Below are 23,240 nucleotides of genomic sequence, written 5' to 3'. Positions count from 1 at the left end.
TCCTGTTGCCGCCCGCCTGCTCTACGCGGTGCGACCCACACTTGCCAGCGATGCGAAGTGCTGGTTGGGCCATGGGGTGTTTCGCGCTTGCGAACACCAGCGCCGATGGCACGCTGTTGCACAAGAATAGCAACACTCCGGTTCGATTCTTGCAATGGCGGCCGGGCGGTTTGTGAATCACCTTGTTGGTGAGCCAAGGCCTGCTTGGGGAGAACACCAAGGCACGATCGGGGAGCCGCAGGGCGCAATGGCGCCACGGCTGCCCTGCCGCCAAATGGCGGCCGGCCGCAATCCTTGCCCAGGCAAGGCGCGGAACGGACGAGGGCTGTGGGAGGCAAGAAGCATAACAAGAGGGATAAGCATTATGTCGCACAGTCTTTCGTTGCCCGCCCGCCGTGGCCGGTTGCGCCGCAGCGCCCTGATCCTGATCGCGAGCGTGGCGCCGTTCGCGCTGGATGCCGGCATCGCCCACGCCGCCGATGCGGTGCCGGCCCCCGCAGATGCTGCCAGCGATGCGACCGGGGAAATCGTGGTTTCGGCACAGCGCCGCGACGAAACGCTGAGCAAGGTGCCGCTGTCGATCGCCGCCTATTCGCAAAAGGACATGGACGTCCAGGGCGTGCGCAGCATCGATGACATTGCGCGCATCACCCCGGCCCTGCAGTTTTCCACCACGTCTGGCGTGGCTGGCAACAACGGCACCAACATCGCCATTCGCGGCCTTAAGTCAGACGTGGGGTCTTCGACCACCGCGATCTATATCGACGATACGCCGATCCAGATCCGCAACATCGGCTATTACGGCGGCAACCCCTATCCGCGCATTTTCGATCTGGAGCGCGTGGAAGTGCTGCGTGGGCCGCAGGGCACGCTGTTTGGCGCGAGTTCCGAAGGCGGCGCGGTGCGTTTCATCACCCCTTCGCCCAGCTTCGACAAGACCAGCATCTATGGCCGCAGCCAGGTTTCGTTCACCGACCACGGATCGCCCAGCTATGAAGGCGGGCTGGCCGTGGGCGCGCCGCTGACCGATACGCTCGCGTTCCGCGCCAGCGGCTGGTACCAGCGCCAGGGCGGCTATATCGACCAGGTGACCCAGGGCACGGACAACGTCAAAGCCAAGGATATCAACTGGCAGAGCAACATGGTGGGCCGCGTGGCCCTGGCGTGGAAGCCCACCGACACGCTGACCATCACGCCCAAGGTGTTCTACCAATACTTGCGCCAGAACGCGCGCGACGATTTCTGGGAAGGCTATGGCAACGCCAAGGACGGCGATTACCACAGCGGCGTCTACCAGACCGAGCCGACCCGCGACCGCCTGCTGATGCCCTCGCTGACGGCGGAACTGAAGCTGGGCACCGTCACGATCGCGTCCAACACCTCGTACCTCAAGCGCGAGCAGTACCAGACGCTCGACTATTCGACGTATTTCTCCACCCTGCGTTCGGGTTCGCCCTTCGGGACATATGCGAACAAGGACATCACCAACATGGAGGATTACCTCACGCTCAAGCAGCGGAATTTCTCGCAGGAACTGCGGGCCTATTCGGCCAACAATCCGCTGATCGACTGGAGCGCCGGGGTATTCTACACCCACAGCCAGCAGGACTTTTCCAACTTCACCTCGTCGGGCCGCATTCCCGGCGTCCTGGTCAGCGGTTTCCAGCAGTATGACAACCGCTATAGCCTGGTGGATATCATCACCTCCAAGGACGACCAGTACGCCGCCTTTGCCAGCGTGGACGTGAAGCCCACCGACAAGCTGACGCTGACGGCCGCGCTGCGCTATACCAAGGTCGATTTCACGTTCGACGAGACCAAGGACGGCCCGACCAATGGCGGTTCGCGCACCCAGGTGATCACCAAGACGAGCGAAGGCGCCTGGACGCCCAAGTTTGCTGCCAAGTACCAGGTCGATGACAACGCGATGCTCTATGCCTCGGCCAGCAAGGGCTTCCGCCCCGCCGGCGCGCAGCCCAGCACGCTGCCCGAACGCTGTGCCAGCGACCTGACCGCGCTGGGCCTGACCACCAGCACCGTGCCGACCAGCTTTGAATCGGACTCGCTGTGGTCCTATGAAGCGGGCACCAAGGGGCGCCTGCTCGGCGGCAAGGTGGCGTTCGATGTCAGCGGCTATATCGTCAACTGGAAGAACATCCAGCAGGCGGTGCGCCTCAACTGTGGCTTCTCGTATGTGTCCAACCTGGGCGATGCCAATGGCAAGGGCCTGGAACTCTCGCTCGACGTGCGCCCGGTCACCGGGCTCTCGGTGGGTGGCAACATCGGCTATACCAACGTGCACTATGCCGATGACGTGACGATCAAGAACGGCACGGTGCTGCTGCGCGCCGCGGGCGAACGCATCAGCGGGCCGCTGTGGTCGGGCCATGCCTATGGCAACTATGAAGCGCCGATCACGGGGGAAATCTCGGGCTATGCGCGGGTGGACTATACCTTCACCAGCGACGACACGATCCCTTCGGCGGTGGGCACGTTCGGCTATGACTCCTCGCTCTATGCCCTGCCGGGCCGCGACTATGTCCAGCTGCGCATGGGCCTGCGCAAGGGCGGGGTCGATCTCTCGCTGTTCGTCGACAACCTGACCAACTCGCGCGACCTGCTCTCGCGCGGGCACGACAGTTCCACCGGCACGCTGTTCTACGAACAGTCCTATCGTCCGCGCACGATCGGGCTGACCTTGCAATACCGCCAGTGATCGCAAATGCTGCGGAAAATGGGGGCCGGCGCGTGCCGGCCTCCTCTTTCCGCCCCCATTGAAAAAAGAGAAACGCCTTGTCGCACACCATCGCCCGGCAGCCGCCCGAACATCCCATCGATGGGCTGCTGCCGGGGTGGCAGGGCACCAGTCGCCAGGTGTTCACCCTGGTGCTGGTCTATGCCATCGGCCTGGGGTCGATGGCGATGGTTGGCATGCTTTCACCGCTGACCGCCCTGGTCGCGCGCGATTTTTCGAGTGGTCCGGCCGCGATCGGCTGGACCATTTCGCTGTTTTCGCTGCCCGCCGCCATCACCTCCACCCTGGGGGGCGGGCTGGTCGATCGGCTGGGGCCGCGCCGCGTGCTGATCCTGGCACCGCTGCTGCTGGCCGTGGCGGACCTGGGCCTGGTGCAGGCGCGGGCATTGTGGCTGTTCGACCTGTCGATGGTCCTGGCCGGCATTGCCTATGTCGGCGTGCTCAATGGCGGGGCGGCCATGCTGATGACCACGCTGGGCGGCAGCCTGCGCGCGCGCGGCATGGCGCTGTGGGCGACATATGCCCCGGCGGGTTTTTCCGCCGGATTGCTGCTGGCGGCGCTGGTGGCGCAATGGGCGAGCTGGCGCCTGGCCTTTGCCGCCCACGGCGCGGTGATGCTGGCCTGCGTGGCTGGCGCCATGCTCCTGCCGCGCGTCGCCTCGGCCCCGCGTGATCTGGCCCGCTCACCACTGGCGCAATTGCGCGCAGGGGTGACCAATCCCGTGCTGTTGCTGCTGGCCCTGGCGGCCGCGCTGCCCAACATGGTTTCCTATGGCACCAGCCTGGTGGCGGCCGGCTGGCTGGCCAAGACGCATGGCGTTTCGCTGGCGGCGTCGGCGGGCATCGTGGCCGGGGCCAAGATCCTGGCGGTGCTGGCGGGCAGCACGGTGACCGGCGCCTTGCTGGCGCGGGCGATGCGTCCCTTGCGCCTGTTTGCCGCGATGGCCACCGTGGGCGTGCTGGCGCAGGCGCTGCTGTTCGTGCCCGCCAGCCCGCTGGCAGCGGCGGTGGCCGGGCTGATGGGCTGGGTCTTTGCCTTTGGCGCGCTTTCGGGCGTGTGCATGGCGCTGTTGCCGCGCGTGGCGGAGCGGGCCGGCGGGGCGGGCCTGGGGGCGGGCATCGTCAACCAGTTCGTCTCGCTCGCCTCTTTCCTGACGCCCGCGATCTATTTCGGGCTGGGGAGCTGGCATGCGTGGATCGCGGTGGCTGCCGGCGCCCTGCTGCTGAGCCTGGCCGCGCTGCGCCACGCCGGGCGCCTGTCGGAAGGCGAACTCTCCGCCTGATTTTTCAGACGGCGGTATCGCCACCGTCGAGCGGGATCGTCGCGCCGGTGACATAGCTGGCGGCGTCTGACAGCAGCCAGGCCATCGCGGCGGCGACTTCTTCGGCGCTGCCATGGCGGCGCAGCGGAATGCGCGCGTCGATCGCGGCGCGCGCGCCCTGGGGATCGGGCTGTGCGCGCCAGAAGGCCTGGGTCTGCGGGGTTTCCACCCAGCCGGGCAGCACCAGGTTGACGCGCACGCCCTGTGGCCCCAGCTCTGCCGCCAGGCTGCGCAGCAGGCCGGCGAGGCCCGCCTTGGTCGCCTGATAGGCATGGCTTTGCGCCTGCCCGCGTAAAGTGGCAGTGGACGATACCAGGATGAGACTGCCGCGGCTTTGCGTCAGCAGCCCTTGCGCCGCCTGCGCCGCCAGGAACGGCAGGCGCAAGTTGATCGCGGCAGCGCGGTCCCAATCGCTTGCCTGCCAATCGGCGAGCGGCGCCCCGCCCATGGCCGAAGCGGCCACGACCACGCCATCGAGCCGCCCTTGGCGCCGCGTGATCGTCTTGACCAGCGCGCGCGGCGCGGCCGGATCGGCCAGGTCCATCGGGTGAAACGCTACGTTGGCCATGGCTGGCGCGGCGGATGCAGCCGTTGGCGTGTCGGCCAGCCACACGGCGCTGTTGCTATCGGGGGCGCCAGCGGGCGTATTTTCGGGGCCGCCAGCGGCCAGGAGCCGCGCCAGCGCGCCGCCCAGGCCCGCCGCACCGCCGATGATCGCATAAGTCTTCGTGGGCCTCGTCATGGGATGGCTGCTCCGCGCGCCAGAGGGGGAAGTGTTTCCTTTTCCGTCATCGCGCCCCGGCAAAACAGCGCAGGACCGGCAACGCCCCTGACCGAAAAAAGCAACCCCTGCATCGCGCTGCGCTTGGTAAGGAAACGCCATGAACGACGCCGCCTCTCTTGCCCCGCTGGACCACAGCGACCCCCGTGCCATGCGCCGGGCCATTCGCGATGGGCGGTTCACCGGCTTTACCAACCTGGTGGCGCGGGGGCATGTGCAGGGCAACCTGATCGCCGTGCCTGCTGCTTATGCCGATGATTTCGAAGCCTATGCCCGCGCCAATCCCCAGGCGCTGCCGCTGCTGGGCCGGGGCGAGCCGGGACGCCGCGACATGCCCGGCATTGCCGACGACCTGGATATCGCGCGCGATACCGGCGGCTACATGGTGTTTCGCGATGGCGAACTGGTCGACACGCCGCGCGATGCCAGCACGCATTGGCGCGACGATCTCGTGCCGTTCGTGATCGGCTGTTCGTTTTCGTTCGAGGCGCTGTTGCAGCGTGCCGGCGTGCGCCTGCGCCATCTGGAAGAGGGCGACGTTTCGGCGATGTACGAAACCACGCGCGAGACGGTGCCGGTTGGCCCGTTCGGCGGCAAGCTGATCGTGTCGATGCGCGCGCTGACCCCGGCCGACGCGATCCGCGCCACGCTGGTTTCCGCGCGCCATCCCGGTTTTCACGGGGCGCCGGTATCGCTCGGCCTGCCCGAAGACCTGGGCATTGCCAGCCTGGAAGACAGCTATGGCGGGCACGGCATGAAACGTGTTCTGCCCGGCGAACTGCCAGTGTTCTGGGCCTGCGGCGCCACGGGCCAGAATGCGCTGCGCGCCGCGCGCCTGCCGCTCGCCATTACCCATTACAAGGCCCACATGGTCATCACCGACCTGCCTTTGCCAGAGGACATGCCATCATGAACCTTGAAGACGCCGTCGCGCATTATGACGAGCACGGCTATGTCGTGCTGCCGGGCCTGCTGGAAGGGCCGGTGCTGGACCAGTTGCGCGCGCTGACCGATACGGTGGAAGCGGCGGCGGCCGAAGTGGCCGACGACAACGCGTGGTACGATTTCTCCACCGATCTTGACGGCAACCGCACGGTGCAGCGCATCAAGAAGCCCAACCGCATCGATCCCTTCTATGCCGCGCTGGCCGGCAACGAGGCGATCATGGCGCTGGCCGAGCGGCTGATCGGCCCGATGATCCGGTTGAACCACACCAAGATCAACATGAAGTCCGCCAAGGGTGGCGACGCGCTGGAATGGCACCAGGACTGGGCCTTTGCCCCGCACACCCACATGGGCACCACGGTCGCCTCGATCCTGATCGATGGCGCCAGCGCCGCCAATGGCGCTATGCAGGTCATCCCCGGCAGCCACAAGGGGCCGCTGATCGACCATCACGACGATGAAGGCTATTTCGTGGGCGCGGTGCTGGCCGATGCGATCGATCCGGCCAAGGCGGTGCTGCTCGAAGGCCCTCCGGGCACGGTCAGCTTTCACCATCCCATGACGCTGCATGGGTCGAGCGTGAACCTGTCGGGCGATCCGCGCCGCATCCTGTTCTATGAATATGCCGCCAGCGACGCGTTTCCGCTGTTCTACAAGGTGGATTGGGACGAATACGATTCACGCATCGTGCGTGGCCCATCGACCAGCGACGTGCGGTTCGAGCAGAACTATGTGAAGCTGCCGTTCCCCAGCCGCGCGGGCAGCTCGATCTACAAGATCCAGGCCGGTTCCAACCGCCGCTACTTCGCCGAAGCGCAATGAGTATCGCAACCGGGAGCATCGCTTTTGTTACCGGCGCCAGTGCCGGCACGGGGCGCGAAATCGCGCTGGCGCTGGCCGGCGAGGGGCACGACGTGGCCGTGCTGGGCCGGCGCACCGCCGCGCTCGATGACCTGGTGGGCGAGATCGAGGGACTGGGCCGCCGCGCCCTGGCGCTGACCGCCGATGTGCGCGATGCCGGCCAGTTGGCGGCCGCGCTCGATGGGCTGCTGGCGTGGAGCGGCGGGCGGGTGGACGTGGTGGTCAATGCCGCCGGCACCACCGGACCGCTCTCGCCACCGATCGGGCAGTATAGCCTCGAAGACTTCGACAGCACCGTCGCGACAAACCTGCGTGCGCCGTTCATCGTGCTCAGCCGGCTCTTGCCGGTGATGCGCGCGGCGGGCCAGGGCCGGATCATCATGATCGGTGGCAACCATGGCATGCGCGGCCGCGCCGGGCGCTCGAGCTATAGCGCCTCGAAATGGGGCCTGCGCGGATTGACCCGCAGCGCCGCGCTGGAAGCCGGGCCCGACGGGGTGACGGTGAACTATATCGCGCCCGGCCCGATCGCCATTCCACGCATGAAAGCGGCGTGGAAAGCCCAGGCGGAAGCGGGCGGGGTGAGTGAGGAGGAAGCCCTGCGCGCCTATGTGGCGAACATGGGCATTCCGCTGGGCAAACCCAGCGAAGCGCAGGATATTGTCGCCATGGTGCTCTATCTGGCCGGGCCGGGCGGGCGCAATATCACCGGGCAGGAACTGGTGATCGACGGCGGCGCCACGGTGCTTTGAGCGACAGGCCAGGAGCGGATTATTGTTTAGAATGATTGTTAAAATGCGGTAAGCTCATACGTCTCATGCGGGAGGGCGCATATGGCGTGGGTAGTGCCTGAATTTAGACCGGAAGAGGTTAATGCGGCAGGCAAAGCGCTTCAGAGAATGGAATTTCCTGTCATTACCACGGAAGGCTTCAATGCGCTTGCAATCCTCAACAACTGGAGATCTGCGCACTCCTATCCGCTAAACACGTTCCAGATCACTCTTCGCAACAAAGCTCGGAAAATCGAGCGTTCGGTGATTGTCGCGCAGCGGTCGAAGCGATTAGAATCAATTCATAAAAAGTTGGTCGATAAGCCGACTATGCGTATGACGCAGATGCAAGATATTGCTGGCTGTCGGGCTATATTTCTTCGATTGAGCAGCGTTTATCGACTTGTTCAGAAATATAAAGCTAGCAGATTTGACCATAAATTTCGGAGCGAGAAGGACTACATCAACCAGCCGAAGGCAGACGGCTACCGTTGCTATCATTTAGTGTATGAGTACTGTGGGACACACGACACGTCTGCCTATACGGGGCTCCGGGTCGAGGTGCAGATCAGGACCCAAGCGCAGCATGCGTGGGCTACCGCCGTCGAGGCGGTAGGCATCTTCACAAAGCAAGCTTTGAAGTCGAACCAAGGGGACGAGGACTGGCTCCGGTTCTTCGCGCTAATGGGTTCCGCCATTGCGGCAATTGAGAAGACGACGCCAGTTCCCGGCACGCCTACGGCGAAGAAGGCGTTGATTGCGGAGATTGGCGAGCTTGTACACAAGCTACACGTAAAGGAAATGCTGCAAGTTTATAATGCCACCATCACGACGCTTGGTTCTGCGAAAGATGAAAAATACTTTATTGTCGAGGTTGATCCCGAGGCACTAAAAATCACCGTTAGGCGGTATAAGGCAAAACAATCGGAGGAAGCCAACAAGCTTTATACAGAGCTGGAAAGCCAGCTGCCCGATAAATCGCCGAACCAGATTGTTCTTGTGTCGGTAGACAACATCAATGCGCTAAAACGTGCATATCCCAACTACTTTTTGGACACAAATTTATTTAGTCGCCTAGTGGATCGGGTTATGAAGGGAGAGATTCCGGATCCGATAGCTCAAACTAGTCTCGCCTTTGGCGACCCACCCCTTTCATAATCGATTACGCGCATTGACGGCAAAACTATCGACTCCGCTGATACAATGTTCGGTTGAGAAAAAGCCCCCCGGATGGCGATCATCCGGGGGGCTTTCCATGCGACCCGTCAGGCGCGGGTTTTCAGAACAGATCGAAGTATTCGCGGTGTTCCCAATCGGTGACCGTGGCATTGTAGCGGGCCACTTCGGCATGCTTGATGCGGGCAAAGTGATCGACGAAGCCGCTGCCAAGCCCTTCGCGCAGCGTGGCGCTTTGTTCCAGCGCGGGCAGGGCGCTTTCCAGGCTGGTGGGCAGCAGCGGGGCGGGCGCCTGGTAGGGGCTGTCCACCGCCGGGGGCGGCAGCGCGCCGGCTTCTATGCCGGCCAGGCCCGAAACCATCTGCGAGGCGAGGTAGAGATAGGGATTGGCCGCTGGCTCCCCCACGCGGTTTTCGATGCGGGTGGCGCCGGGGCTGCCCTTGGCCAGCACGCGCAGCATGGCGCCGCGATTGTCCTGCCCCCAGGCGATGCGATCGGGCGCAAGCGAGTTGGCGCGATAGCGCTTGTAGCCGTTGATCGTGGGCGTGGTGAGCGGCATGGCGGCGGCGGCGTGATCGAGCAGCCCGGCCAGATAGTGCTGCCCCAGGGCTGAAAGGCCGGGCTGGCCATCGCCTTGGGCAAAGGCGTTTCGCCCGCTGGCGCTATCAACCAGCGACTGGTGCAAGTGCCACCCGCTGGACATCGCCTGAGCCAGGGCGGGGCGGCACATGAAGCTGGCGTGATGGCCATGGCGGCGCGCCACCTGCTTGGCCGCGGTGCGGAACAGGATCATCGCATCGGCCGAGGCGATGCCTTCCTGCACGCCGAACACAAATTCCACCTGCGACGGTCCGAATTCCAGCTCCATCGAGGTGAGCGGCAGATCCAGCGCGGCGCAAGTCTGGCGCAGCACATCGAGGATCGGCTCGATCGTGTCGTAGCGCTGCTCGGTGAGATAGGCATAGCCCTGGTGCGTTAGCGCAACATCGGGCGGCGTGCCGGGCTGGCCGGCGTCATCGGGCGCAAGGCGCGGATCGACCAGGCGGGTGAGGTGGAATTCCACTTCCAGCCCGCTCATGAACGCCAGGCCGCGCTGGCCAAGGCGCGCAACCGCATCGCGGGCGATGCGGCGCGGGCACCAGGGGTAAGGCGTGCCATCGACAAAGAACAAATCGCCCAGCATCCAGGCCGTGCCCGGCGCCCAGGGCAGGAGCTTGAGACTGAGCGGATCGGGTACCATGACCAGATCGCCCGCGCCCTGGAGATCGGCCCGGCCAATGCCTGCGCCCGCTGCAAAGACCGGCACCACGGTGCGGTGCGACGTGTCTTTCAGCAGCAGGCTGGAGGTGATCGACAGGCCCTGTTCCAGCGCGCCGGGCAGGGCGGCGGCCATCACTGTCTTGCCGCGCACAATCCCGTGCAGATCGGGAAAGCCCAGGCGCACCGAATGGACCCCGGCATCGGCCAGGCGGCGCGGCAGGTCGGCCGCGGCGGCCGCCTGCTCTTCGCTCCACAGCCCTTGGGCCAAGACGAACCCGCTCATAGCGCGAGCGCGGGCACGGTCCAGGTCGCCTCGGCGCGCAGCCGTTCGACCGCGTCGCGCCAATAGGCCTCGGGCGCCGTGCCGCCGGGCGCCACGCCGTCGATCGTGGCCGGGCCGGCGCCGGCATTGCTTTCGCCCAGCGGCGGCAGGGCCAGCGGCGTTTCGCCCTTCTGCACTTTCTTGATCTGGTTGATCAGCATGACGCGATAAGCGACGATCGCCTTGTCCGACGTGCCCAGATGCTCGCGCGTGCGGTCCTGGATGCGGCCCTGGCTTTCCACCGCCCACTGATCGTGCACGTTGATGTCTTCGCCCATGCCGGTGAAGGTGCGCGTCTTCTGCTCGGCCACGTCGAAGCCCCAGTTGTTGTGGCGGCCCACGCGCGGCATGTAATCGGGCAGGGTGTAGAGCTGCAGGCGCTGTTCGCGCATCAGCGGCTTGTCCACCGGCTCGGCAAAACTGGTGAACATGGCATACCAATAGCAGCTCTCGTCATCGATCGGCACGTGCCACTGCGTGATCGTCATGGTGGACGAAAGCGGGATGACGAAAGCCTGCGGGAACAGCACGTTGGTGACGCGCACATGGGTGTCGCCGCCATCGAGGTGACGCAGCGTCGTGATGCGCAGGCCGCAATCGCTGGGGGTGACGGCGATATCGGGGCAATCGTACTCGCGCAGCACCTTGGTCATCGGCAGGTCGCTGTCGGTCGAATGGGCGCGGAACTGCTTGCCATAGTTGGCGTCGGCCTCGGCATCCTCGAAATAGCGGTGGAGGAAGCTGGCGTGGGCCGGGTCCATGCCCACTTCCAGCGCCTGGAGCCAGTTGCAGTCGAGATAGCCCTTGAACGAGAAGACATGGCTATCGGGGGCGGCCAGGCAATCGAGCGCGGGCAGGGCCGGGGCCTGCCCATCGGCGTCGAGCGGGCCGAACCAGCCGAAGATGGTGCCACCCACTTCGCGCACCGGATAGGCGCGCTGCTTGATGCGCTTGCAGAAGCTGCTGCCCTTGGGCTCTGCCGGGGTTTCCAGGCACGCGCCGTTCACATCGAACAGCCAGCCGTGGAACGGGCAGCGCACGCCGCCGTCTTCCAGCCGGCCGAACGCCAGGTCTGCGCCGCGATGCGGGCAATCGCGGTCGATCAGGCCAAGGCGCCCGTCTTCGTCGCGAAACAGCACCAGGTCCTGGCCCAGCACCTTGATCGCCTTGAGCGGGCGCTCGCCTTGCAGCTCTTCGCTGATCGCCACGGGCTGCCAGTATTGGCGCAGCAGATCGCCCAGCGGCGTGGCGGGGCCGGAAAGCGTGATGAACTTGTTCTGTTCGGGCGTCATGGGGAGGCCTCTTGTTGGAATGCCCCACATTTGCCCCGGATGGCGCGGCGCGGGTGTTGCCCCTTTGGCAGCGCCGCGTTGCGCGATGTGCCACGTTTGGGCAACGCTTGCCGGATTGCACAGCGGCGCCCGCATCGGCTAGCACCGGCACCACCATTTCAGCCCCAGCCCGAAGGCCTTGCCCCATGCCCCGCACCTTGTCTGCCATCGCCATTTTCTGCGGATCGAACGTGGGGGAGGGGGACGCCTATAAAGAGGCCGCTGCCGCATTGGGCAGCGCGCTGGCACGGCGGGGCATTGGCGTGGTCTATGGGGGCACGCACAAGGGCCTGATGGGCATTCTGGCCGATGCGGCGCTGGCCGGCGGCGGGCGGGTGCATGGCGTGATCACCCAGCGCCTGCACGACAAGGGGCACCTTCACCCGGCCTTGAGCGAAAGCGAGATCGTCGATGGCATGCGCGCGCGCAAGGAGCGGATGCTCGATCTGGCCGATGCCTGCATCGCCCTGCCCGGCGGCATCGGCACCGCCGAGGAATTCATGGAAGCCTGGACGCTCAACCAGTTGGGCGACGTGGACAAGCCGGTCGGCCTGCTCAACGTCGATGGCTATTACGACAGCTTTATGGGCTTTATCGACACGATGATCGCGCGCAAGTTCCTGCCCGCCGCGCACCGCGAAGGCATCGCGCTCGATCCCGCGCCCGAGGCGCTGATCGACAAGCTGGCAGTGTTCGAAAAGCCCACCGTGCAGAAGTGGATGTGAAAAAACGCGGGGCGAATGGCTGATAAGCCGTCCGCCCCGCACCTTCAGACTCGTCTCCCCCGCGTCAATCGTCAATCCGTGGCGATCCAGAGGGACTTGGTTTCCAGGTGTTCCTCCAGGTGGTTCTTGCCATATTCGCGGCCCATGCCGCTGGCCTTCATCCCGCCCGATGGCACCGCCGGGTCGATCGCGTTGTAGCAGTTCACCCAGACCGACCCGGCGCGCAGGCGGCGGCTAAGGCGATGGGCGCGGCCCACGTTGCCGGTCCACACGCCCGCGCCCAGGCCGAACGGCGTGGCATTGGCGCGGGTCACCACTTCCTCTTCGCTGTCGAACGGCAGCACCGCCAGGATCGGGCCGAAGATTTCCTCGCGCACCGCGCGCATCGTATCGGTCGCGCCCGAAAGCACCGTGGGCGGGAAGAAGAACCCTTGGGCAAAGGCCCCTTCGTTCAGCCGCACGCCGCCGCAGACCGCGCCCGCGCCTTCGGCCAGGGCATCGTCCATATGGCCGGTCACGCGCGCCAACTGGCGGGCGGAGACCAGTGGGCCCAGGTCCGTTGCCGGATCGATCCCGTTGCCCAGGCGCAGCGCGCCGGCATGATGGGCCACGGCAGCGGCGAAATCATCGGCCACGCCGCGTTCCACGAAGAGGCGCGTGCCGGCGCTGCATACCTGGCCTGAATTGGCAAAGGCGGCGACCACCGCCATGCGCGCGGCCTTGTCGAGATCGGCATCGGCAAAGACGATGTTGGGCGATTTGCCGCCCAGTTCCAGGCTGATTCGCTTGAGGCTGCCGGCGGCCGAGGCCATGATCGCCCGGCCGGTGGCGTCCGATCCGGTAAAGGCGATCTTGTCCACGCCGGGATGCGCGGCCAGCGCCGCGCCCGCTTCGCCGCCAAGGCCCGTCACCACGTTGAACACGCCCGGTGGCACGCCCGCTTCCAGCGCCAGCTTGCCCAGCAGCAGCGGGGAAAGCGAGGCGTCCTCCGCCGGCTTGAGCACCAGGGTGCAGCCGGTGGCGAGCACGGGGCCGAGCTTGAGAATGCTGGCCCACAGCGGCCCGTTCCACGGAATGATCGCCGCGCAGACCCCGACCGGTTCCTTCACCGTGCAGGCGAACATGGCGGGATTGGAAGGGGTTGCGGTCACGCCCTCGATCCCGCGCGCCATGCCGGCGTAATAGCGCAACAGGTCGGTCAGCATCGCCACGCTGCCGCGCGTGTGGCGGATCGGCGAACCCATGTCGAGCGTGTCGAGCAGGGCGAAGTCTTCCGCCTGGGCGGCGACCAGATCGGCCAGGCGCAGCAGCAGCGCCTGGCGCTCGGCCGGGGAGAAGCGCGGCCAGGGGCCGGATTCGAATGCCGCGCGCGCCGCCGCCACGGCGCGGTCCACGTCGGCGGCCTGGCCGCGCGCAAAATCGGCGAGGTGTTCGCCCGTGGCCGGGTTGTGCGAAGGCAGGGTCTGGCCATCGGCGGCCGGCACGAAGGCCCCGTCGATCAACAGGCCCAGCGGGGTGCCGGTGAGGAAGGGATGCGGGGCCATGGCTGGGGTCAGTCCTTGAGGGTAAAGGAGATCGACTGGGCGCCTTCCCACAGCGTCTGCTTGCCGAGCTTGACGAGGTTTTCGTTGCCTTCGATGATTGTCATGAAGTGGATGCCGGCGAGCGGCCCCAGCTTGCTGGCAAAGGCCACGCCGCCATAGGCGAGCAGGATTTCGGTTTCGCTGTAGCCGCCGGGATAGAAGATGAATTCGCCGGGCGCGGGATAGCGCGTGGGGTTTTCCCAGGGCAGGTCATAGACCGTGTTGCCCATCGGGATCCACACGCCTTCGCCGCTCCAGCGCACGTGGATGACCTTTTCATCATAGGGCATCATCGCCTTGAAGCGGGCGCAGGTGACGGGCGCCAGTTCCTCTTCCAGGCGGGCGGTGAAGGCATAGGGGCCAGCCTTGACGGCAACCAGGGTCATGAAAAACTCCGCGAAAACAGGGGAATATCAGGCAGCCGCGTGCATGCGGGCAAAGCCGCGTTCAAGATCGGCGATAAGGTCGTCCACGTCTTCCAGCCCGACATGCAGGCGCAGGCTGGGGCCGGGCGCTTCCCACGTCACTTCCGAACGCAGGTCTGACGGATAAGTGGGCACCACCAGGCTTTCATAGCCGCCCCAGCTGTAGCCCAGCTTGAACAGGTCCATGTGATCGAGCATCGCGGCAAACTGCGTATCGGTGCAGGCGTTGAGCACCACGCCGAACAGGCCCGAGGCGCCATCGTAATCGCGCTTCCAGATCGCATGGCCGGGATCATCGGGCAGGGCGGGATACATCACTTGCGCCACTTCGGGCCGGGCCTGCAGCCACTGCGCCACGGCCAGCGCCGAGGCATGGTGCTGCTTCATCCGCAGCGGCAGGGTGCGCAGGCCGCGCAGGGCCATGTAGATATCGTCGGGCCCGCCGCAATAGCCACTGCCCGAGGCCGTCTTCTTGACCGGGATGAACGCTTCCTCGGTGCAGACCGCCACGCCCAGCATCAGGTCGGAATGGCCCGAGATGTATTTGGTGGCGGCGTTGATCGACACGTCGACGCCGTGTTCGAGCGGGCGGAAATTGACCGGGCTGCTCCAGGTGTTGTCGAACACGGTCTTGATCCCGCGCGCGCGCGCCACTTTGGTGATGGCCGGAACGTCGGTCATCTCGAACGTCAGCGAGCCGGGGCTTTCCATGTAGATCACGCGGGTGTTGGGCTTGATCAGGGCTTCTATCCCCGCGCCGATCGAGGGGCGGTAATAGGTCACGTCCACGCCGAATTTCTTGAGGAATTCCTCGCAGAACGCGCGGGCCGGGCCATAGAGGCTGTCCACGATCAGGAGGTGATCGCCGGCCGAAAGAAATGCGGTGAGCGCGGCGCAGATCGCACCCAACCCGCAACTGGTGGTGACGGCGCGATAGCCGCCTTCGAGCAGGGTGATGGCATCCTCGAACGCGCGGGTCGTGGCGGTGCCTTCGCGCCCATAGGTAAAGCCGACATAGGCGCCCGAGGCGCGGTCGCGGCGCGTTTCCAGCAACTGTTCCACGCTGTCGAACAGCACGGTGGAGCAGTGATAGACCGGCGGATTGACCACGCCGAAGTTGGCCGCCGGATCGCGCCCGGCGTGCAGGGTCTGCGTGCCGCGGCCAAAGCGCGAAAGATCGATGGTCATCTTGGTTCAGGCTCCTTCAGAGTATCGTTCCGGCGTCGACGACGATGTCCTGCCCGGTCATCATGCGCCCGCCGGGGCCAAGCAGGTGCAGCACGGCGCGGGCAACGTCGTCCTCGCCCACCAGGCGGCCCAGCGCGGTGGACTGGACAAAGCGGTTGTAGGGTGCGTCGGGCGCTTCGCCATTGCGCTCCGCCGATTGGCGGAACAGGCGGCGCAGGCGTTCGCCGTCGATGCCGCCCGGCGATACCATGTTGACGCGCACGCCGTGCGGCGCGCCATCGAGCGCGGCCGAGCGCACCAGCCCGCGCACGGCCCATTTCGAGGCGGCATAGATACCCTGGCCGGCCACGCCCTTGTGTCCATAGGTGCCGCCGATCACCACGACCTGGCCGCCGGCGCGCGCCACCATGGCCGGCATGGCCGCGCCCAGTGCGTTGATCACGCCCAGCACGTTGATATCGAAGCAGTGGCGATAGGCGGCCTCGCCATTTTCCCAGATCGGGGCCTTGCCGCTGCTGACGCCCGCGGCGCAGACCAGCGCATCGACCGGCCCCAAGTCTTGCGCGATGGCGGCAAAGGTGGCGGCGAGCGCGGCGGCGTCGGTGACGTCTGCGGCATAGGCGCGGGCGGCGGTGCCCACGCTGGCCTGCGCGGCGGCACCGGTGGCGGCATCACGCCCGATCAGCGCCACGCGCGCGCCTTGGGCCACCAGGGCATGGGCCAGCGCCAGGCCGAGCCCGCGCGTGCCGCCGGTGAGGGCGATGATCTGCCCTGCCAGGGTTCCGGCCAAAGGCTCGGCTTGCCCGTTGTTGCCTGTCATGCTGCGCCCGTGCTTGTGGTGATGGTGTGCAGTTTATGGACTAGCCGGTGGGGGGTGGTGCGCCAAGGTGATGTTTCGGCAGCGGGGGAGTACCAAAAAAACAACGCTCAGGGGCCAAGTGTTGCCTTAGTCATACCATATGCCCGGCCGGCATGGTGGCGCCGCCTGCGCGCCCTGCCCTTGGCCTTCGCGATGGAGCCTGTTCGATGAGCCGTTCCGCCGATGACGTATCCGCCGCCCAAGCGATCACGCTGGACGAGGTGCCTCTCATTGATTTTGCGCCGTTCCTGAGCGGCGATGCCGCCGCGCGCCAAGAGGTGGCCGAGGCCATCGCCCGCGCCTGCGAAGAGATCGGCTTTTTCTATCTGGCCGGGCACGGCGTGCCCCAGGCCGCGCGCGAGGATGTCTTTGCCGCAGCGGCGGCGTTCTTTGCCCGGCCCCGCGCCGAGCGGGCGCAGAGCGCGGCAACGCCCGAATGGTATCGCGGCTGGATCGGCGCGCCCGAGGCCGATGGCTTTTCGCGCAACACCCGCCTGTTCGAGCAATATCGATTGCAGCATGAATGGCCGGCCGATCCGGCCGACATGGACCATGCCGCGATCTTTGATCACCCCAACCGCTTCCCCGCCGACATGCCGGAATTCCGCGCCGCGAGCGAGGCCTACCTTGATGCGATGCTCAACCTGTCGCGCGAATTGCTGCGCGCTTTTGCGCTGGGCCTGGGCTTGCCCGAACACCGCTTTGACGGGTGGTTCCGCCATCCCGCCTCGCAACTGTCGATGAACTTCTATCCGCGCCTGCCCGCCATGGCCGATGACGAAGTGTCGAACATGGTGCCGCACACCGACGAAGGGCCCTTCACCATTCTCGCCCAGGGCGAAGTCGGCGGGCTGGAAGTGAAGCGCCGCGACGGGGTGTGGATCAAGGCGCCGCCGATTGCCGGGGCCTATACCATCAACGTGGGCGACATGATGATGTGGTGGTCCAACGGCCGCTTCCTGTCGAACTTCCACCGCGTGCGCAACCGCGCCGGGGAAGAACGCTTTTCCGTGCCCTATTTCGCCAATCCCGATCGCGCCGTGGTCGTCGCGCCGCTGCCCGAACTGGTGGGGGCGGATACCCCGCGCTACCCGGCGGTGAAGGTGGCCGATCACCTTGCCCGCTTCTATGCCACTCTCGCGAAAAATCCCCAGGACATCTATGGCTGAACAACTCTCGCGGCCCCGCGCGCGCATCGGTGCCGATATCGGCGGTACCTTTACCGACGTGGTGCTGGAAACCGCCACCGCGCGCCATTCGACCAAGATCCTCACCACCTATGACGCGCCTGAGCGGGCCCTGCTCGAAGGGGTGGCGCTGCTGCTCGACGAAGCGGGGCTGACCCCGGCCGACGTGGACCTGGTGGTCCACGGCACGACTTTGGCGACCAACGCCCTGATCGAGCGGCGCGGGGTGCCGACGGCCCTGCTGACCACCGAAGGCTTTCGCGATGTGCTGGCGCTGGGCAGCGAAAGCCGCTTCGACCAGTATGACATCGCCATGGAAAAGCCCGCGCCGCTCGTGCCGCGCAAGCTGCGCCTGGGCGTGGGCGAGCGCATGGCTGCGACCGGCGAAGTGCTCCTGCCGCTGGACGAAGCGGGCGTGCGCGAAGCGGCGGCTACATTCCGCGCCGAGGGCATTCGCGCGGTGGCGGTGGCGTTCCTCCATGCTTATGCCAACCCGGCGCACGAGCAGCAGGCCGCGCGCATCCTGGCCGAGGAAATGCCGGGTGTGAGCCTGTCGCTGTCGAGCGAAGTCTCGCCCGAAATGCGCGAGTACGAACGCTTTTCCACCACGGTGGCCAATGCCTATGTCCAGCCGATCGTCGATGCTTACTTGCGCCGGCTGGAAACGCGGCTGGCGGACATGGGCTTTGCCTGCCCGCTGTACCTGATGCTCTCTTCGGGCGGGCTGACCACGGTGGATATCGCCGCGCGGTTTCCGGTGCGGCTGGTGGAAAGCGGGCCGGCGGGCGGGGCGATCTTTGCCGCCTCGGTGGCGGCGGAATGCGGCGCCGGGGAAGTGCTGGCGCTCGACGTGGGCGGCACCACTGCCAAGATCTGCCTGATCAACCAATTCAGGCCGCAGACCAGCCAGGTGTTTGAGGTTGGCCGCGCGCATCGGTTCCGCAAGGGATCGGGCCTGCCCTTGCGCATTCCCGTGGTGGAAATGGTGGAAATCGGCGCGGGTGGCGGTTCGATCGCCTCGGTCGATCGCGCCGGGCGCCTGGCCGTGGGGCCGCATTCGGCCGGATCGGAACCGGGGCCGGCGGCCTATGGCCGGGGCGGCACGCGCCCCACCGTGACCGATGCCGATATCGTGCTGGGCCGGATCGATCCGGCGCGCTTTGCCGGGGGCAAGGTCTCGCTCGATCCCGCCGCTTCGGCGACCGCCCTGGCGGACTTGCGCATCTGGGACGGCGCGGCACCCACGCTGGCCGTGGGGGTGAGCGAGATCGTGGACGAGACCATGGCCAGCGCCGCGCGCGTTCACGCGGTGGAGCAGGGCATGACGCTGGAAGACCGCAGCCTGATCGCCTTTGGCGGCGCGGCGCCGCTCCATGCCGTGCGCTTTGCCGAAAAGCTGGGCATTGGCCGGGTGATCGTGCCGGCCGGCGCGGGCGTGGGATCGGCCGTTGGCTTTCTGCGCGCGCCGGTATCCTATGAAGTGGCGCGCAGCCACCATGTGCTGCTGACCGAGGGCGCCGATCTGGCGACGCTCGATGCGCTGCTGGGCGCCATGGCCGCACAGGCGCAAGACCTGGTGGCCAAGGGCGCGCCGGGCGCTGCGCAAAGCGAACGCCGCGTGGCGCTGGGCCGCTATGCCGGGCAGGGCTTTGAAATCCCGTTCGATCTGCCCGAAGGGCCGCTGCCTGGCGTGGCGGAACTGCGCGGCCTGTTTGAGGCCGCCTATCGCACGCAATATGGCAACCAGGCGCTCGACCTGCCGGTGGAACTGCTGACCTTCCGCGTCGCTGTGGCGGCCCAAGTGTGGCAAGGGCAGGGCGCGGCCGCGCCGCTGGCCGATCGCTGGATCGAACCCACCGCCTGGCGCGAAGTGATCGATCCGCAGGACGGCGCGCCCCTGCGCTTTGCCGTGGTGGCGCGCGAAGACATGGCGCCGGGCGATGCCGTGCGTGGCCCGGTCCTGGTGACCGAGCGCGAAACCACCACGGTCGTCTCGCCGCGTTTCGACGCGCGCATGGATGCCAACCGCACGCTTGTCTGTACCCGCCGGCCCGAGGAGCCCCGCGCATGAGCAATGCCCTGTCGCAACTGCGCCACCAGGTGATCTGGACCCGCCTGATCGCCATTGTCGAAGAACAGGCGCAGACCCTGATGCGCACGGCGTTTTCCACCACGGTGCGCGATGCGGGCGATCTGTCCGCCGCGCTGTTCGACCTGGAAGGCCGCCTGATTGCCGAGGCGGTGACCGGCACGCCCGGCCACGTCAATTCGATGGCGGCGGGCGTGCGCCATTTCATCGACCGCTTCCCGCTCGCTACGATGGAGCCGGGCGATCACTTCATCACCAACGATCCCTGGCTTACCGCCGGGCACCTGCACGACGTGACCGTGGTTTCGCCCGCGTTCCACCAGGGGCGCATCGTCGGCCTGTTCGGGGTGTGCTGCCACCAGGTGGATATCGGCGGGCTGGGCCAGGGACCCGATGGCCGCTCCATCTATGAAGAAGGCATCCAGATCCCGCTGATGAAGCTGGCCAGCCGGGGCGAATTGAACGAGCAATTGCTGGAAATCGTCTGCCAGAACGTGCGCACGCCCTTGCAGGTGCGCGGCGATATCCTGAGCTATGTGACCAGCAACAACGCCGCGATCCGGCGCCTGGCGGCGATGCTGGGCGAATTCGGCATGGACGATCTCCAGGACGTGGCCGATACCATCGTCACCCAGTCGCTCGACGCCACGCGCGCGGAAATCGCACGCCTGCCGCAAGGTTCGTGGAGCAGCAGCCTGGTGATCGACGGCTATGACGCCCCGGTCACCCTGCGCGCCACGCTGACCATCGACGGGGAGCGCGTGAAGGTGGACTACGCCGGATCGGACGCCTGCCTGCCGCGCGGGATCAACGTGGTGCTCAATTATGCCCGCGCCTATACCGTGTTTGCGCTGCGCTGCGTGATCAGCCCGGAAGTGCCCAACAACCACGGCGCGCTGCTGCCTTACGAAGTGGATGCGCCCGAAGGCTCGATCCTCAACGTGCAGCGGCCCTGGCCGGTGGCGGCGCGGCACATCGTGGGGCAGATGCTGCCCGATCTGGTGTTCGGCTGCCTGTCGCAGGCGATCCCCGATCGCGTGCCGGTGGAAGGGTCTTCGTGCCTGTGGAGCGTGCAGTTGCGCGGGCGCCATCCCGAAATCGAGCAAGGCACGCCGGGCGATCTGTTCGACACGATCTTCTTCAATTCGGGCGGATCGGGCGCGCGGCCGGGGCAGGACGGCCTGGATGGCACGGCCTTTCCCAGCGGCGTGCGCGCCATGCCGGTGGAAGTGACCGAGCACGGCGCCCCGATCGTGATCTGGCGCAAGGAATTGCTGGCCGACAGCGGCGGCGCCGGGGCGCTGCGCGGCGGGCTGGGCCAGCGCGTGGAAGTGGCAATGCGCGATGGCAGCGGCTTTGAAGTGCTCGCCATGTTCGAGCGCGTGGGCCATGCCGCACGCGGGCGTGAGGGCGGCGCCGATGGTTCGCTGGGCCAGGTGCGGCTGACGGACGGCACCGTGCTGCGCGGCAAGGGCCGGCAGGAAATTCCCGCCGGGCAGCGTCTGGTGCTCGATGTGCCGGGCGGGGCGGGCCTGGGCGATCCCCATGCGCGCCGGCCCGAGGCCCTGGCGGCAGACCTGGCCGAAGGCTTTGTGTCACCGCAGGCGGCGCGGACGATCTACCAGGCGTCCTGACCGGCCCCCTCACCCCGGATATGCTCCGGGGTGAGGGGGCCGGCTCATAGCTGGTCGGGGCTTTCTTCCTGCATGTCGAGCGCGAGGTGTTCATCCTCGTCGTCTTCGAACGCTGGCATTTCGGCCATGGGCAGGGTGCGGCAGGCGTGCATGTCGCGCGCGAGTTGTTCGGCAAACTTGGCGGCGGCCAGTGGCAGCGGGCGGCCTTTCAGCTGTCCCAGCACCAACGGGCCATAAGTGCGGTCCACATCGTTGATGCGGCGCACGGCAAAGCGCGGATCACGGCGCCACAGTTCGGCGCCGATGTCGATCTGGAACGTGATCAGATCGCTGGACGCGACGATTTCGCCGAGCATGTCGAAATTGTTGGATTCCACCACGATGCGCGGCTTGACCGAGCTGTTGGCCAGGCGCGTTTCGATGATCTCGCGGCCGCCGAACGCGGTGTCGGGCATGGCGAGGTCGTAATGCGCGCATTCGCGCAGGCGCAGCACGGCCTTGTCGGCCAAGGGATGGTCCGCCGCCATGATCGCGACCAGGCCCTGGCCGATCGACAGGATCGGGTGCAGTTCGGGATGGCGCAGCGGGCGAAAGATCAGCGCCAGGTCGATCTCGTATTCGGTCAACTGGCGCACCGCGCTGATATGGTCGGTCACCACGATGCGGAACTTCACGTTGGGATGGCGCGCGCGGAAATCCACCACTTGCTGCAGCAGGAAGCTGCGCGCTACCGCCTGGCTGCAGGCGATGCGGATATCGCCGCGCTGCAGGCCGCCCAGTTCCTCGATCTGCGAATAGACGCGTTGCAATTCGGCCGATTGCGTGCGGATCCAGCGGATGAACAGTTCGCCCGCCGCAGTCAGCCGCACGCCCAGCGAATGGCGTTCGAACAGCGGGGCGCCCAGATCGTGTTCCACGTCCTGGATGCGCCGCAGCAGGGCCGAAGGCGTCATGTTCAGGCGCTCTGCCGCCTGGCGTACCGAGCCGGCACGCGCGACTTCATCGATGTAGGCCCAGATTCGTTGGTTACGCAGCGCCACGATGGTTCCGTTCGTATTTTTGCACCGGCATGCCATCCTTTTAGCACACCAAGGGCAACAGGGGATAGCCTATGCAGTGACAGGCACTTCACATGCTGCAGCAAAAATCAACAAGTATTTTTCAAATATGTGAAGACGCCGGAAAAAATTCATGGGGTTACGTATGGAAATTGGCCTTGTAGATAAAGTTGTGGTCATCACTGGTGCCGGAAAGGGCATGGGCCCGGCGATCACAAATGCGTTTTGCAAGGAAGGTTCTTTCGTAGCTGTTCTTGGAAGAGACTTGTCTGCTCTTGAAAAGCTTCGTGAAGATAACCCCGAATACGCTGAAAGAATTTCAACTTTTTCCTGTGATGTTACCGATGCGGCGCAGTGCGACGCCGCCGTTGCCGCTGTGGTTGCTGCCCATGGCCAGGTCGATGTGCTGGTCAACGTGGCGGGCGGAACCGGCCCGGTCGGCCTGCCGGCATGGGAAACCACGCCCGAAGCGTTCGACGAGATCGTGCGGCTCAACATGGCGGGCTGCTTTCACATGATGCGCGCGGTGTTGCCGACGATGATCGCGCGCCGCTATGGCAAGATCGTCAATGTCGGTGGCACGTTCGGCATGCATGGCCGCGCCGGGCGCATGGCCTATTCGGCATCGAAGTGGGGCCTGCGCGGGATTACCAAGTCCACCGCGATCGAGGCCGGGCCGCACAATATCAACGTCAACATCGTGGCGCCCGGTATGGTCGATGGCCCGCGTTTCCGCACCAAGGTGATGCCCGGCATGGCCGCTGCGCGCGGCCTGAGCGAAGACGAAGTGATTGCCGAGCATGCCGCCGAATATGCCCTGCGCCGCATCAGCCAGGCCGAGGATGTGGCCAATGCCTGCCTGTTCCTGGCGTCCGACGCATCGCGCCAGATCACCGGTGTCGACCTGCCGGTCGATGGCGGCTGGGCCTCGCTCTGACCTCTCCCGTTTCCAGACAGAAAGATTTTCCG

19 protein-coding genes are annotated in these 23,240 nt (G+C 66.1%); 11 read left to right on the top strand and 8 right to left on the bottom strand.

Annotated features, from left to right (window positions below):
* The first annotated feature begins 364 nt into the window (after positions 1–364).
* Positions 365–2,716: a TonB-dependent receptor gene (locus FHW94_RS19350; protein ID WP_168557475.1), complete on the top strand. Its 2,352-nt coding sequence runs from the start codon at positions 365–367 to the stop codon at positions 2,714–2,716.
* Between the two features lie 77 nt (positions 2,717–2,793).
* Complete coding sequence (locus FHW94_RS19345) at positions 2,794–4,038, top strand: MFS transporter (RefSeq protein WP_168557474.1); 1,245 nt, start codon at positions 2,794–2,796, stop codon at positions 4,036–4,038.
* Positions 4,039–4,042: 4 nt separating this feature from the next.
* Here the strand turns inward: FHW94_RS19345 and FHW94_RS19340 are convergent, their stop codons facing one another.
* A complete protein-coding gene (locus FHW94_RS19340; RefSeq protein ID WP_168557473.1) occupies positions 4,043–4,819 on the bottom strand; it encodes an SDR family oxidoreductase in 777 nt (258 codons plus the stop codon).
* Positions 4,820–4,958: 139 nt separating this feature from the next.
* Here FHW94_RS19340 and FHW94_RS19335 point away from each other — a divergent pair, with 139 nt between their 5' ends.
* From FHW94_RS19335 to FHW94_RS19320, 4 genes are all read left to right on the top strand, one after another.
* Positions 4,959–5,771 (top strand): DUF1445 domain-containing protein, encoded by an 813-nt coding sequence (locus FHW94_RS19335; RefSeq protein ID WP_168557472.1) that lies wholly within the window; start codon positions 4,959–4,961, stop codon positions 5,769–5,771.
* The gene (locus tag FHW94_RS19330; RefSeq protein ID WP_168557471.1) at positions 5,768–6,625 is read left to right on the top strand and encodes a phytanoyl-CoA dioxygenase family protein; all 858 of its coding nucleotides are present in this window, start codon (positions 5,768–5,770) and stop codon (positions 6,623–6,625) included. The genes FHW94_RS19335 and FHW94_RS19330 overlap by 4 nt, the downstream gene beginning before the upstream one ends.
* Positions 6,622–7,416, top strand: a complete 795-nt coding sequence (locus FHW94_RS19325) for an SDR family NAD(P)-dependent oxidoreductase (protein WP_168557470.1) — start codon at positions 6,622–6,624, stop codon at positions 7,414–7,416. Before FHW94_RS19330 ends, FHW94_RS19325 begins: the two co-directional genes overlap by 4 nt.
* Positions 7,417–7,497: 81 nt before the next feature.
* A complete protein-coding gene (locus FHW94_RS19320; RefSeq protein WP_168557469.1) occupies positions 7,498–8,592 on the top strand; it encodes a RelA/SpoT domain-containing protein in 1,095 nt (364 codons plus the stop codon).
* A 121-nt stretch (positions 8,593–8,713) separates the two neighbouring features.
* On the opposite strand, the gene FHW94_RS19315 is transcribed toward FHW94_RS19320, so the two are convergent.
* Both FHW94_RS19315 and FHW94_RS19310 read right to left on the bottom strand, forming a co-directional pair.
* Entirely contained in the window at positions 8,714–10,153 is a 1,440-nt protein-coding gene (locus tag FHW94_RS19315; RefSeq protein ID WP_168557468.1) for a glutamine synthetase family protein, read from the bottom strand.
* Positions 10,150–11,484, bottom strand: a complete 1,335-nt coding sequence (locus FHW94_RS19310) for an aromatic ring-hydroxylating dioxygenase subunit alpha (protein ID WP_168557467.1) — start codon at positions 11,482–11,484, stop codon at positions 10,150–10,152. The genes FHW94_RS19315 and FHW94_RS19310 overlap by 4 nt, the downstream gene beginning before the upstream one ends.
* Before the next feature lie 185 nt (positions 11,485–11,669).
* On the opposite strand from FHW94_RS19310, the gene FHW94_RS19305 reads away from it, so the two are divergent.
* A complete protein-coding gene (locus FHW94_RS19305) occupies positions 11,670–12,248 on the top strand; it encodes a TIGR00730 family Rossman fold protein (RefSeq protein ID WP_168557466.1) in 579 nt (192 codons plus the stop codon).
* A 71-nt stretch (positions 12,249–12,319) separates the two neighbouring features.
* Here the strand turns inward: FHW94_RS19305 and FHW94_RS19300 are convergent, their stop codons facing one another.
* The 4 genes from FHW94_RS19300 to FHW94_RS19285 are packed head-to-tail and all read right to left on the bottom strand — an operon-like array spanning position 12,320 to position 16,264.
* Positions 12,320–13,792 (bottom strand): aldehyde dehydrogenase family protein, encoded by a 1,473-nt coding sequence (locus FHW94_RS19300; protein ID WP_168557465.1) that lies wholly within the window; start codon positions 13,790–13,792, stop codon positions 12,320–12,322.
* Positions 13,793–13,800: 8 nt separating this feature from the next.
* Complete coding sequence (locus FHW94_RS19295; protein WP_168557464.1) at positions 13,801–14,217, bottom strand: DUF3830 family protein; 417 nt, start codon at positions 14,215–14,217, stop codon at positions 13,801–13,803.
* 27 nt (positions 14,218–14,244) lie between these two features.
* Positions 14,245–15,444, bottom strand: a complete 1,200-nt coding sequence (metC, locus tag FHW94_RS19290; RefSeq protein ID WP_168557463.1) for a cystathionine beta-lyase — start codon at positions 15,442–15,444, stop codon at positions 14,245–14,247.
* A gap of 16 nt (positions 15,445–15,460) precedes the next feature.
* Positions 15,461–16,264, bottom strand: a complete 804-nt coding sequence (locus FHW94_RS19285) for an SDR family oxidoreductase (protein WP_168557462.1) — start codon at positions 16,262–16,264, stop codon at positions 15,461–15,463.
* A gap of 206 nt (positions 16,265–16,470) precedes the next feature.
* On the opposite strand from FHW94_RS19285, the gene FHW94_RS19280 reads away from it, so the two are divergent.
* Genes FHW94_RS19280 through FHW94_RS19270 form a run of 3 tightly spaced genes read left to right on the top strand, consistent with a single transcriptional unit; the run spans position 16,471 to position 21,213 of the window.
* Positions 16,471–17,472: an isopenicillin N synthase family oxygenase gene (locus tag FHW94_RS19280; protein WP_168557461.1), complete on the top strand. Its 1,002-nt coding sequence runs from the start codon at positions 16,471–16,473 to the stop codon at positions 17,470–17,472.
* Positions 17,465–19,561, top strand: a complete 2,097-nt coding sequence (locus tag FHW94_RS19275) for a hydantoinase/oxoprolinase family protein (protein WP_168557460.1) — start codon at positions 17,465–17,467, stop codon at positions 19,559–19,561. The genes FHW94_RS19280 and FHW94_RS19275 overlap by 8 nt, the downstream gene beginning before the upstream one ends.
* Complete coding sequence (locus FHW94_RS19270; RefSeq protein ID WP_168557459.1) at positions 19,558–21,213, top strand: hydantoinase B/oxoprolinase family protein; 1,656 nt, start codon at positions 19,558–19,560, stop codon at positions 21,211–21,213. Before FHW94_RS19275 ends, FHW94_RS19270 begins: the two co-directional genes overlap by 4 nt.
* 44 nt (positions 21,214–21,257) lie before the next feature.
* On the opposite strand, the gene FHW94_RS19265 is transcribed toward FHW94_RS19270, so the two are convergent.
* Positions 21,258–22,253 (bottom strand): LysR family transcriptional regulator, encoded by a 996-nt coding sequence (locus FHW94_RS19265; RefSeq protein WP_168557458.1) that lies wholly within the window; start codon positions 22,251–22,253, stop codon positions 21,258–21,260.
* Between the two features lie 151 nt (positions 22,254–22,404).
* Here FHW94_RS19265 and FHW94_RS19260 point away from each other — a divergent pair, with 151 nt between their 5' ends.
* Positions 22,405–23,208 (top strand): SDR family NAD(P)-dependent oxidoreductase, encoded by an 804-nt coding sequence (locus FHW94_RS19260; RefSeq protein WP_349237561.1) that lies wholly within the window; start codon positions 22,405–22,407, stop codon positions 23,206–23,208.
* The last annotated feature ends 32 nt before the right edge of the window (positions 23,209–23,240 follow it).

It is taken from the genome of Novosphingobium sp. SG720 (assembly GCF_012275365.1).
GTDB lineage: Bacteria > Pseudomonadota > Alphaproteobacteria > Sphingomonadales > Sphingomonadaceae > Novosphingobium > Novosphingobium rhizosphaerae.
The sequence above is the reverse complement of the archived record's forward strand: the minus strand, read 5'-3'. Positions and strand labels throughout refer to the sequence as shown.

What these genes read in the sequence shown, in the direction of transcription:
- FHW94_RS19350 (WP_168557475.1), top strand. Translation starts at nt 365, where the DNA reads ATGTCGCACAGTCTTTCGTTGCCCGCCCGCCGTGGCCGGTTGCGCCGC.
- FHW94_RS19340 (WP_168557473.1), bottom strand. Translation starts at nt 4,819, where the DNA reads ATGACGAGGCCCACGAAGACTTATGCGATCATCGGCGGTGCGGCGGGC.
- FHW94_RS19335 (WP_168557472.1), top strand. Translation starts at nt 4,959, where the DNA reads ATGAACGACGCCGCCTCTCTTGCCCCGCTGGACCACAGCGACCCCCGT.
- FHW94_RS19330 (WP_168557471.1), top strand. Translation starts at nt 5,768, where the DNA reads ATGAACCTTGAAGACGCCGTCGCGCATTATGACGAGCACGGCTATGTC.
- FHW94_RS19325 (WP_168557470.1), top strand. Translation starts at nt 6,622, where the DNA reads ATGAGTATCGCAACCGGGAGCATCGCTTTTGTTACCGGCGCCAGTGCC.
- FHW94_RS19320 (WP_168557469.1), top strand. Translation starts at nt 7,498, where the DNA reads ATGGCGTGGGTAGTGCCTGAATTTAGACCGGAAGAGGTTAATGCGGCA.
- FHW94_RS19315 (WP_168557468.1), bottom strand. Translation starts at nt 10,153, where the DNA reads ATGAGCGGGTTCGTCTTGGCCCAAGGGCTGTGGAGCGAAGAGCAGGCG.
- FHW94_RS19310 (WP_168557467.1), bottom strand. Translation starts at nt 11,484, where the DNA reads ATGACGCCCGAACAGAACAAGTTCATCACGCTTTCCGGCCCCGCCACG.
- FHW94_RS19305 (WP_168557466.1), top strand. Translation starts at nt 11,670, where the DNA reads ATGCCCCGCACCTTGTCTGCCATCGCCATTTTCTGCGGATCGAACGTG.
- FHW94_RS19300 (WP_168557465.1), bottom strand. Translation starts at nt 13,792, where the DNA reads ATGGCCCCGCATCCCTTCCTCACCGGCACCCCGCTGGGCCTGTTGATC.
- FHW94_RS19295 (WP_168557464.1), bottom strand. Translation starts at nt 14,217, where the DNA reads ATGACCCTGGTTGCCGTCAAGGCTGGCCCCTATGCCTTCACCGCCCGC.
- metC (WP_168557463.1), bottom strand. Translation starts at nt 15,444, where the DNA reads ATGACCATCGATCTTTCGCGCTTTGGCCGCGGCACGCAGACCCTGCAC.
- FHW94_RS19285 (WP_168557462.1), bottom strand. Translation starts at nt 16,264, where the DNA reads ATGACAGGCAACAACGGGCAAGCCGAGCCTTTGGCCGGAACCCTGGCA.
- FHW94_RS19280 (WP_168557461.1), top strand. Translation starts at nt 16,471, where the DNA reads ATGAGCCGTTCCGCCGATGACGTATCCGCCGCCCAAGCGATCACGCTG.
- FHW94_RS19275 (WP_168557460.1), top strand. Translation starts at nt 17,465, where the DNA reads ATGGCTGAACAACTCTCGCGGCCCCGCGCGCGCATCGGTGCCGATATC.
- FHW94_RS19270 (WP_168557459.1), top strand. Translation starts at nt 19,558, where the DNA reads ATGAGCAATGCCCTGTCGCAACTGCGCCACCAGGTGATCTGGACCCGC.
- FHW94_RS19260 (WP_349237561.1), top strand. Translation starts at nt 22,405, where the DNA reads ATGGGGTTACGTATGGAAATTGGCCTTGTAGATAAAGTTGTGGTCATC.